10 protein-coding genes are annotated in these 10352 nt (G+C 35.7%); 5 read left to right on the forward strand and 5 right to left on the reverse strand.

Going from position 1 to position 10352, the window contains the following annotated elements; all coding sequences use genetic code 11:
* Positions 1-228: 228 nt before the first annotated feature.
* From ACW9W3_RS07080 to ACW9W3_RS07095, 4 genes are all read right to left on the reverse strand, one after another.
* Positions 229-876 carry a hypothetical protein gene (locus tag ACW9W3_RS07080; RefSeq protein WP_457765451.1) on the reverse strand — a complete coding sequence of 216 codons (648 nt, stop codon included), beginning with the start codon at positions 874-876 and terminating at the stop codon, positions 229-231.
* Between the two features lie 33 nt (positions 877-909).
* Positions 910-1146 carry a hypothetical protein gene (locus ACW9W3_RS07085; protein ID WP_457765452.1) on the reverse strand — a complete coding sequence of 79 codons (237 nt, stop codon included), beginning with the start codon at positions 1144-1146 and terminating at the stop codon, positions 910-912.
* 10 nt (positions 1147-1156) lie between these two features.
* Complete coding sequence (locus ACW9W3_RS07090) at positions 1157-2194, reverse strand: V0D/AC39 family V-type ATPase subunit (RefSeq protein ID WP_457765453.1); 1038 nt, start codon at positions 2192-2194, stop codon at positions 1157-1159.
* Between the two features lie 62 nt (positions 2195-2256).
* Positions 2257-2925 carry a hypothetical protein gene (locus ACW9W3_RS07095; RefSeq protein WP_457765454.1) on the reverse strand — a complete coding sequence of 223 codons (669 nt, stop codon included), beginning with the start codon at positions 2923-2925 and terminating at the stop codon, positions 2257-2259.
* 127 nt (positions 2926-3052) lie between these two features.
* On the opposite strand from ACW9W3_RS07095, the gene ACW9W3_RS07100 reads away from it, so the two are divergent.
* The 3 genes from ACW9W3_RS07100 (at position 3053) to ACW9W3_RS07110 (ending at position 6271) form a co-directional block, all read left to right on the forward strand.
* A complete protein-coding gene (locus ACW9W3_RS07100) occupies positions 3053-4612 on the forward strand; it encodes an ammonium transporter (protein ID WP_457765455.1) in 1560 nt (519 codons plus the stop codon).
* A 73-nt stretch (positions 4613-4685) separates the two neighbouring features.
* A complete protein-coding gene (locus ACW9W3_RS07105; RefSeq protein ID WP_457765456.1) occupies positions 4686-5462 on the forward strand; it encodes a sulfurtransferase in 777 nt (258 codons plus the stop codon).
* Positions 5463-5476: 14 nt separating this feature from the next.
* On the forward strand, positions 5477-6271 hold the full coding sequence (locus tag ACW9W3_RS07110; protein ID WP_457765457.1) for a hypothetical protein: 795 nt from the start codon (positions 5477-5479) through the stop codon (positions 6269-6271).
* A 14-nt stretch (positions 6272-6285) separates the two neighbouring features.
* On the opposite strand, the gene ACW9W3_RS07115 is transcribed toward ACW9W3_RS07110, so the two are convergent.
* Complete coding sequence (locus ACW9W3_RS07115; protein WP_457765458.1) at positions 6286-8385, reverse strand: V-type ATP synthase subunit I; 2100 nt, start codon at positions 8383-8385, stop codon at positions 6286-6288.
* A 72-nt stretch (positions 8386-8457) separates the two neighbouring features.
* Here ACW9W3_RS07115 and ACW9W3_RS07120 point away from each other — a divergent pair, with 72 nt between their 5' ends.
* Together ACW9W3_RS07120 and ACW9W3_RS07125 are read left to right on the forward strand one after the other, a co-directional pair.
* On the forward strand, positions 8458-9075 hold the full coding sequence (locus tag ACW9W3_RS07120) for a V-type ATP synthase subunit E (RefSeq protein WP_457765459.1): 618 nt from the start codon (positions 8458-8460) through the stop codon (positions 9073-9075).
* Positions 9076-10352: V-type ATP synthase subunit A (locus tag ACW9W3_RS07125; protein WP_457765460.1), on the forward strand; the 1277-nt coding region annotated here is incomplete at its 3' end.

Consider the following 10352-nt stretch of genomic DNA (forward strand, 5'->3'; position numbering starts at 1 on the left):
AATATTATGATATTTTGTTTTTAGAGAAAAAATATTGGCAAAGTTATAAAAGCTCGTAAAGTGGTTTTTTATCAAATGGCAGAAGCAGGTATGGCCGCATTTGGCGCAGCAGCAGGAGTCGCAATTGCACTAGCAGTAGTGTGTTTCGCTCTTCGTGGTAAAGGACATCCAGAACCACTAGATTAACCAAAAGGAATTTTTCCTTTACAATATTTTTCATTTATCTAACTAATCTTTGTCGCCCATTCCTAACATCTCAGCAAGAGATACCTGTTTGGAATTTTTCTTTTTCATGTAACATCTTTCATAATATTGGCATTCAGAGCATTCAGTAGATGGCTCTAAGATTGGTAATTTTTGCTCTTTTAGAAGATCATTTAGAACTCTAACTCTTCTAATTATTTCCTCAAACATTTTTTTATTTCGTGTTAGAGAGAATGTTGTCTCTTTTCTATCCCCTGAAATATACACCACGATTCCATCATCCTTGTCGTATATCCACATACATGCATTAAGATACAAAACATCATTTGCTAGAGGATTTTCTAATTCAGTTGCTGCTGGTCTGAATAAAAGTATAGTATCATCAACTATCATATCGACTTGTCCCTTTAGCTTGATATCCTCAATAGCAAATTCTTTAGGCTCACTTCCGTATTCTAACTTTCTTAGTAATCCTGAAAGAAGCTCATTGAATCCTCGTCTTTCAATCTCTTGTGGATCTACTCTATCATAATAGGAACGTCTAAGACATTGAACCACTTCATGCAGATGAATAGTCTGAAAATCCTTTGAATCAATTTGAATTTCTAACTCCCTTCCAATTGATTCAACTGCGCTTTTGATGATCTTTCGAAAATCTCTATCTCCCATCATGATATTTTACCTTCTAGCATGATCCCTTTTAGTTTAGCTCATCAATTTGGTAATAATTTTTGAAATTCTTCCTGAAAAAGCTAATATCACAAAATGAACTCCAAATCCAATTACTGCGCCTATAATTAGCTCACCTGTAAAATAGTAAATACCTAAGAAAAGTCCTAATGGTGGTAATGTGAAAATCATTGCCAAAAATGAACTCACCCAAATGAATCTGACTAAAACTTCTGTAGAAACTTCGGTTTTTTTCTTTGGAAACTTAAACATGATATATTTACTATTCTTCTTCTAGGATTAACTTTGACATTGTAGTCTCAGTTGGTATTTTTTGTTCAACAGCAAAAGCAATAGCTGCTAGATTTCTAACTTCAAATGAAGTCAATTTAGTAATCCCAACAATTGTTGCAAAACTAAACATCTTTGTAAATGACCTTAGTGATGAACTGTATATTGCCATCTCAAATGCTCTCTCAAATTCTGCAATAGCATCTAGTTCATTTTCTACTTGTGGTACTAGATCCTTGTATTTTGTACTAGATAATTCGTTAAATGCATCTCTGACAGTAGCTGCTGCCATCATTCTTCCAAGTAGTTCTCTTGCAGGTGGACTAGTACTAATTACTAGATCCTGGATTTGCTCTTCTTGTAATCCCCAGAACTTTCCTCTAATAACACTCAAAATATTGTAAAAATCAATATCCATTGAAACTAGTTTAGTTGCCTCTTTGTCAGAATAATTTTTCATTGCACCGGCAAGATGCTGATATAATATTTTATCAAAATATGTATCAAATATTTGCACATTCTTTTTTTCATTGTATAATGCTGCAGCTTTTACAATCTCTTCTCCAAATTGAACTGAATTCAAACTTGCAACAGCTTCTTCAAGATCTTTTGCAACTAGTGCTTTAATCACAACATCTCTTTGTTTAATTAATTCTTCAGCATGAAGATTAACGTGAGTTTCAAGCTCTTCTTGAGATTTACCTAAGACTTTGCCTTTAAGAATTAATTTCAAATTTGATATGATGAACTTCATATAATATGCATCCAATACTCCTGAGTTTCCTGATGTCTTTGCAATAGAGTAATGAATGTCTGCTAATTTGCTTCTAAGAGCTGACTCTATACTTTGTGAAGAATATGGTTTTTGCACATCTGCCACAGAATCAGCATATACTGTATTCTTGATTCTAGTCATTAATTCTTCCAAGTCTCTTGATTCTGCAAGTGTTTGAAAATCAGCCTTTGTCAGTAATTTACCTCTTTTACTGTATGCTTTAACGGAGGCATAGACATTCTTTGAACCGCCCATTTCGATCAATCTCAATAGGCAACTGATTTTAATGTTTGGCGATCTATTCCTGAGAACTAATCCTATGTAATTTTATCTAAAAATAATATGGCCTCATCTTTTTCTTGTTTTGATAGTTTAGAAAAAGCCAAAAGAATCTCTTTTTGAATTACTAATGATTCATCTGAAATATCCCTTAATTTTGAGAGATCAAAAGGGAGTAATTCTTCTATTTTATTATCACAAAATGCCTTGACATATTTTTGAAAAATAGAGTAAGTAAAATTTGGACTTGTCTGTATAAGACTCGTTAAAACTTTCTCAAACTCCTTTTCTGAAGAATCGGACTCGGAAAAAAACTGTTTTAGTAAATCCTCTCTATTTTTTACTTCACTAAGTGATAGTGCTATCAGAATTCCTTTTTTTGTTAAATGATAATATGGAATTCCTTTTTCTTGGAGTGCCTTTGGGCCTCTTTTTAGAGGTAGTCTCCCGTCTTCTTCTGCAATTTCCATAGGAAGTAAAATTTCATCTAGATCTCGAAATATTCCAGAATAGATATTCTTCCAAGCAATACCATGTTTTTTTGCAATTCTTTGAGAAATTCCTGTACGTGTTCTTTCAGCAGGATTTGCATTACTTCCAAGTATTGTGATGATCGCTCGTTGTCTATTAGCTTCTCCAGTTAAATCGTCACCCTTTGTCTTGAATGTGTCAAAAATTGCTAGTTTTGTGTTCGATTTAATCTTCATTTACTTCTCCTTAACATAATTTCCATATTTTATGTTACTATCAGAATATACTAAAATATAATAATTTACTTTTTTGAAGGCTTTCGGGTCTCCAATGCTTAAATAATTTTCAATTTCGATAAATTTAATGAATTCTAGGAACTACAAGTATGCTCTATTACTTGTAGCCGCAGTATCTATCACAGCAGCAGGTGCTATGTCACAAGCATATGCACAAAGTGTTGATGATGGTATGGACGGATATGTAAAGGGAACCAGTGGAATTTACACTGGTAACCTAAACGAATGTTGGTATGAAGAAGATGGCAGCATGCTACCTTGTAAAATAGATACAGGTGATACAGCATGGATGCTAACTGCAACTTCATTAGTACTCTTCATGTCCCCAGGTGTCGGTTTCTTTTATGGCGGATTAGCCAGATCAAAGAATATCGTCAACGTACTTGGTATGACCTTAATCGTAATGGGTCTAATGTCAGTACAATGGGTTCTATGGGGTTACTCACTAGCATTTGGCGGAGTTGATTCAGAAGCAAATATGTTTATGGGAAATCTCGATTATGTCGGATTTAACCAAGTTTCACCATACGCACCATTAGGCGAAGCAGGTCCATGTGGAGACACGTGGTCAGCAGCTTACCAGATGAATGCAATGGTAGAAGGAGATGTTTGTAGTCAAGGTTGGCCTGGTACAGTACCTCACCAATTATTTGCAATGTTCCAAGCAACATTTGCAATAATCACACCAGTTCTAATCATTGGTGGATTAATTGACAGAATCAAATTCAGCGCATTAGTCATATTCGTACTCTTATGGGGAACCTTCGTTTATGATCCAATAGCACATTGGGTCTGGGGAGGCGGATACATAGGAGGAGGTTCAATAGATCTCGATCCAGACTTATCACCTTCATATGCATTAGACTTTGCTGGTGGTACTGTAGTACACATATCTTCAGGATTCGCTGCATTGGCAGGAGCCTTAGTCCTTGGTAGACGACTTGGATATGGCAAAGTTCCAATGGAGCCACACAACATCCCAATGGTAGTCCTCGGCGCAGGAATTCTATGGTTCGGATGGTTTGGCTTCAACGCAGGAAGTGAAGTTATGGTAGACGGCATTACCGTCAGCGCATGGACTGTTACAAATACAGCAACTGGTATGGCTGCAGTCACTTGGGTGCTCATGTCATGGGCACATACAGGAAAACCAAGTGTCGTAGGAGCTGCATCAGGAGCAGTAGCAGGATTGGTAGCAATCACACCAGCCTCTGGTTGGGTAGGTCCAATGGCTGCGATTATAATCGGTATTGCAGCTGGTACAATTTGTTATGCAGCAATTGCATTCAAGAGTGCACGCAAATGGGACGACGCATTAGATGTATGGGGAGTACACGGAATGGGTGGTCTTACAGGTGCAATTTTGACTGGTACATTGGCTAGTCCACACATTTGGGATACTGGAGACGGTATCGGTGCATGGACCGGAACTGCAGAAGGAATGGAACAGCAAGCAATCAGCATCATCGGTGCTGCAATATCAATAGGCTATGCCTTTGGTGTTACTATTGTAATCCTCAAAGTAATGGATGCCGTATGGCCTGGCGGAATCAGAGTCACTCCAAAAGAAGAGGAGATTGGTCTCGATTTGGCACAGCATGGCGAAAGAGCATACGTAAACGAATAAGAAAAACCCTTTTCTTTTCTTCTTTTTATTATCTAATCCAAATCAATTTAGATTTGATCATTTTACCCAAAGTATGTTAATCTCTACTACAGATCTAAATTCAATTCTTGATGATCCTAATGTTATCATAGCTGATACTCGCTCTTTCAAGGAATATTCAGAAGGCCATATTCCAGGAGCTGTTCATTTGGATTTATTTGCATTTCATTGGATTGATACAACAAAACAAGGAATTGAGAATTTCAATAATCAAACAACAACCCTCCTTTCATTTCTTGGAGTTACTCCAGAAAAAAAAGTAATCTTTTATGATTCTGTTTCTGGAATGCTTGCTGCAAGAGGAGTTTGGATGCTGATGTATTTTTCTCATGAAAATACATCCATGTTAGATGGCGGAATTACAAAGTGGAAAAAAGAAAATCTGCCACTTGAAACAAAGCCAAATGGATTTCAACCATCAAAGTTTTCAGGTAAAATTAATCCAGAGATAATTTCTGGATTTGAGTACATTCAAAATAATCTGGAAAATGTGAAAATTCTTGATGCCCGCTCAACTGGAGAATATGATGGTAGTGTAATACGTGCTGCTCAGTCTGGACATATCCCAAATTCAATCAATATTGATTGGAATCAAAATCTCAATGAAGACGGGACTTTGAAAAATGATGAAGAATTATCCAAAATGTATGATTTTCCAAAAGACTCTGAAATTGTTACTTATTGTCAAGGTGCATATCGTGCTGCAAACTCCTTCCTGGCTTTGAAAAAACTGGGATTCAAAAATGTTCGAGTTTATCTTGGATCTTGGGGAGAATGGGGAAATAAACTAGATCTACCTGTAGAAAAATAAACTGTGAGGAAGACATGAAAAAAATTCTCTATATTGTAATTCCAATTTTTGCATTTTCTATAATATTTGTAAATGCCTTTTTTGGTCATTTGATTTTTGCATCAGAAACTCAACAGGTCATAAACAAATATTCTGTTTATGTTCATTTACTATCTGAATGGAAAAGCGATTCAAAGAATATTATTTTTGAGGTAACAAACTCTTGGCACAAATCCGATAAAGATACTAGAATTAATCATGTATTTGATGCAGAATTAAAAGAATACAATACAAATCAACTTCAAGAAATCAACGGCAAATCATTTGTTGAATTAAAACATGAATTTAGTGAATGCCAAGAAGACTGGCAACCTATGCTCTATAGAAAAGCAGTAGATGCTGTAAGACATGAGATAGAATATGTACAAGGAAAGCAACTAAGTACAGATCCTGACATTTCTGTGTATCCTGATATTGAAAACAAAAACTATGATAATTTAGAACAACAATCAAAAATCAAAAATGGTATAGTACAATTTTTCCCTATTTGTACATCAAAAGAAATTACATCATATGATTACAGTGTAAAAACTGATAACAGAGATTTGGGTTTTGATGTGTATTTTATTCCATCATCTGAACAGCGTGAAAACTTTGCTAATTCTGATTTTGAGTTTTACACAGAATCAGACTGCTTTGGACAAAACAAACAAAGCTATAGTGGTTCATGTAAAAACATCAAAAAAGACAGTGGATTATTACTGATATTTCCTGATGAACTCAAACCATGGACTACAAAAGTTACAGTGAATCTTTATGAAATTAACTAAATAATTTTTTTAATTTATTTTTTTTTCCAGATAAACTGGTTGTAAATTAATTCTGGTCTAATTTGTCTAAATGGCTCGGAACCACCAACATACCATTTTGTAAAGAATTCATACAAATGCAATCTGAGTGACTGGATATAGACAATTAATCCTTCAATCATCATAATTCCCAAGTTACCTCCGATGATCATTGCCATTGCTCCGCCTGATGCAGCACCACCTAATGATGCAAATGCATTATTTACTGTCAACAGCAAAGCCGCATGGACCAGTAACATAATTCCAAGTCGAGCATAACTGATTGTATGAGCTAAACTTTCAACTGTTTTTCCTAATAGTACTTCCATTATGACACTTGCAGGATCTGCTCCATCTTCTGGATGTTTTTTTGCGTGCATTACACCTCCAACCATCATGATTACCATTGATGCAATTACAATGATTACTGAAATTCTTGTAATAATCCAAACTTCTGCCCAATCACCTAAGAACATTGTAACCCATGGAACTGCTTCGGTGTGAACTTTGGAATACATGTTCATGACATCATATTGTGAACCAATTGCACACATCATGATAACAACAATTCCACCGTAAAGTGTAATGTTTGGAATTGCTTCAGTAAATACTACCATCCTGTGTCCTTGTTTTAGTAATCTGATTACACGTAGAGTCATTGCCCAAACTAGATGTACAATTCCGATGAATAATGAAACTTTGAGAATATTGATTACTTGTTCAAATGTTAATTCAGCAACGCTGAGAATACCAACTATCCAACTAACAGAATGAAATGCTCCGCCTTTCTCTAATAATCCTTCAAACGGACCCATATGATCAAGATGATATCCAAACGCTTCTCCTGCACCAACACCCGCTATGGCAGCTGACGCACCAGAGATTGCAATTAACATTCCCCATCTTGAAAGCTCTCCTTGTCCTTTGAATTTGAATAACAACCCAAGTGCCATTAATAACAATCCGTGACCCATATCTGCAAACATCAGTCCATAGAATATTGGCCACATCAGAGCTATCATTGGAGTTGGATCTGGTTCTCCTGCCTTTGGAATACCTTGACTTTTTGTAATCACTTCAAAAGTTTTAACGAATTTTTTATTATCAAATAATGTGGGAATCTCTTCTTTTAATTTTGGATCTGTGATGTCTTCTACAACAGACATCCATTGTTTTGTGGACTCTGTGAATTTTGCTTCCATTTTTTGTGGAATAAACCCTTGAATTACTGCAAAGTGTTTTGTTCCGCCTGGTTTTCTCAAAGTCTCAAGAACGTCTTTTGCAACTAGTGCTTTTTCATGTAGAGATAGAATATTACGTCTTACTTTTTTTGTTAATTTTGCTAAGTCTTTTTTGATTGATGCTTGTTTTGCAGTTAACTCCTTTATCTTTGATTCTGCAAGTTCGTATGCCTCACTAGGAATTTGTGGAAATCCCTCTGGAATTTTAAAAGTATTAGAATTGAAACTTCTTAGAACCTTTAGAACTTTCTCAGAATCTGCAGTATCTGAAATTACTAAAATTGCAGATTTTTCCTTGCTTTCCAAATCATACTTGTAAATTGTAATTCCCTCAAGAGAGCGATTAATCTCATCAAAATCTGCTGAATTTATGACAAACAAATTTGTGAAAAAATATTTCATTAAACCAAATCCTGAAAGATCCATCTTCATTTTTCTGATTACTTCTAGTGTATCTTTGAGCGAATTGTATTCTTCAATTGAAACTCTAGTATTTGCAGCATCTTCTAACAACTTTGCTGGTTCATCGATAATTGATGGTGCTTCTTTGCTTATCTGCTCTACCATCTCTTCAATTTCATCAATCTCGTAATCTTTTTTCTTGATAACAGTACCCTTGAACAAAATCTCCATAATTCCGACTGTAAGTGGAATTCCCATTCCTTTGACGACATCATCAATTGATTGGTAAGTTTGTTGAGCCTTTAGTAGAAGATCATCAATTTCTGGAGTTACCAAATCGCTAGCAGAATCTATTTTATGATACCACTCAAATTCAGTTAGTCTTGAAATTGCTTTTGGCGATTCACTTCTAGGTAAAATGACAGTTCCTAGTTTTAGATCGGCTGTTCCCAAGACAAATTTTGGGTGTTTTCATTGAGTTTAATATCTTTCTGATTGTATCTCTCCCAAACATTAAAATCCATTATGGGTCAACGGCACCCATTGGCATCTAATTCGGCTTTAGAAACTACGATTGACAAAATTCTCAAAAGCACTGAAAAAGATATTCTTTCAAACATTAAAACCGCACTTGGCGAATCTCAGCAAAAACTAGAAGATTCTATACCAAAATTAGAAAGTGAATACGAGAAAATTATTTCAGATGGCAAAAAAGAGGCAGATAAGATCGAAAAACAGATCATTGGAAGTTCAGATATTGAGGCTAGAAATAAACAACTTATGATATTAGAAGAGGCAGTTGAAAAGGTATTTTCAAAAGCATTAGATCAAATTGCAAATGCTGATAGAAGTGGCAATTATTCAAATTTGATTAAAACTATGTTAAACGAATCAACTCAAATCTTGGGCACTACTGAAATTACGGTTTTTACAAATGCTAAAGATAAAGATGTAGTGCAATCTACACTATCTGAATTTTCAGGAGCTGAGTTATCCCCTGACACAATTGATTGTCTTGGTGGAATAATTGTGAAATCAAAAGATGGTGCAATGACATTTGATAATACAATTGATGCAAGGATTGAACGCCTGAAGCCTTTAATAAGGAAAGACATTGCATCAAAATTCGGAGTAGGAAATTAGATGGCAGCTCAAGGTAGAATTGTATGGGTAAGTGGCCCCGCAGTAAGAGCAGATGGTATGTCTGATGCAAAAATGTATGAGACTGTTACAGTTGGAAATTCAAAATTAGTAGGAGAAGTAATTCGTTTAACCGGAGATGTTGCATTTATTCAAGTTTACGAGTCAACAAGTGGATTAAAACCAGGTGAGCCTGTAATTGGTACTGGAAACCCACTCAGTGTATTATTAGGTCCGGGAATTATTGGACAACTTTATGATGGAATTCAAAGACCTCTAAGAGAACTATCAAAAGCTTCTGGTTCATTCATTGGTAGAGGTATTACAACTACTCCAGTAGATATGACAAAAAAATATCACTTTGTTCCAACAGTTGCAAATGGTGATGTAGTTCATCCTGGATTTGTTATTGGTACAGTTCAAGAAACTGATCTTATTGAGCATTCTATTATGGTTCCACCAGATCATCCAGGTGGTGTTATCTCAAACTTAGTATCTGAAGGAGACTATGATTTAGAAACTGAATTAGCTTCTGCTGAGAAAGACGGACAATCCATTCCACTCAAAATGTATCATAGATGGCCTGTTAGAAAACCACGTCCATATCAAAAGAGATATGATCCTACAGTTCCATTACTTACTGGTCAACGTGTTATTGACACATTCTTCCCAATTGCTAAAGGCGGAACTGGTTCAATTCCAGGAGCATTTGGTACAGGAAAAACTGTTACATTACACCAAATTGCAAAATGGGCTGATTCTCAAGTAGTAGTCTACATTGGTTGTGGTGAAAGAGGAAATGAAATGACTGAAGTATTGGTAGAATTCCCACACCTCAAAGATCCACGTAGTGGAAAACCACTTATGGATAGAACTGTTCTTGTAGCAAATACCAGTAACATGCCAGTAGCAGCAAGAGAGGCTAGTATCTACACTGGTGTAACAATAGCAGAATATTACAGAGATATGGGTAAAGACGTTGTTCTTGTAGCAGACTCTACAAGCAGATGGGCTGAAGCACTTAGAGAAATGAGTGGTAGATTAGAAGAAATGCCCGCAGAAGAAGGTTATCCATCATATCTTGCATCAAGATTAGCAGAATTTTATGAAAGAGCAGGTCGTGTAAAAGCAACTGGTAGTCCAGACCGTGACGGTTCAGTAACTTTGATTGGCGCTGTATCACCATCTGGTGGTGACTTTACCGAACCAGTTACAACTCACACAATGAGATTTATCAAAACTTTCTGGGCTTTGGATGCAAAACTTGCATACTCTAGACA

This window comes from Candidatus Nitrosopumilus sp. bin_68KS (assembly GCF_054095825.1).

Excerpts from the sequence above, each read along its gene's own strand:
- ACW9W3_RS07095 (WP_457765454.1), bottom strand. The coding sequence starts at position 2,925 with ATGAAGATTAAATCGAACACAAAACTAGCAATTTTTGACACATTCAAG.
- ACW9W3_RS07080 (WP_457765451.1), bottom strand. The coding sequence starts at position 876 with ATGATGGGAGATAGAGATTTTCGAAAGATCATCAAAAGCGCAGTTGAA.
- ACW9W3_RS07110 (WP_457765457.1), top strand. The coding sequence starts at position 5,477 with ATGAAAAAAATTCTCTATATTGTAATTCCAATTTTTGCATTTTCTATA.
- ACW9W3_RS07105 (WP_457765456.1), top strand. The coding sequence starts at position 4,686 with ATGTTAATCTCTACTACAGATCTAAATTCAATTCTTGATGATCCTAAT.
- ACW9W3_RS07090 (WP_457765453.1), bottom strand. The coding sequence starts at position 2,194 with ATGGGCGGTTCAAAGAATGTCTATGCCTCCGTTAAAGCATACAGTAAA.
- ACW9W3_RS07085 (WP_457765452.1), bottom strand. The coding sequence starts at position 1,146 with ATGTTTAAGTTTCCAAAGAAAAAAACCGAAGTTTCTACAGAAGTTTTA.
- ACW9W3_RS07100 (WP_457765455.1), top strand. The coding sequence starts at position 3,053 with ATGAATTCTAGGAACTACAAGTATGCTCTATTACTTGTAGCCGCAGTA.
- ACW9W3_RS07120 (WP_457765459.1), top strand. The coding sequence starts at position 8,458 with ATGGGTCAACGGCACCCATTGGCATCTAATTCGGCTTTAGAAACTACG.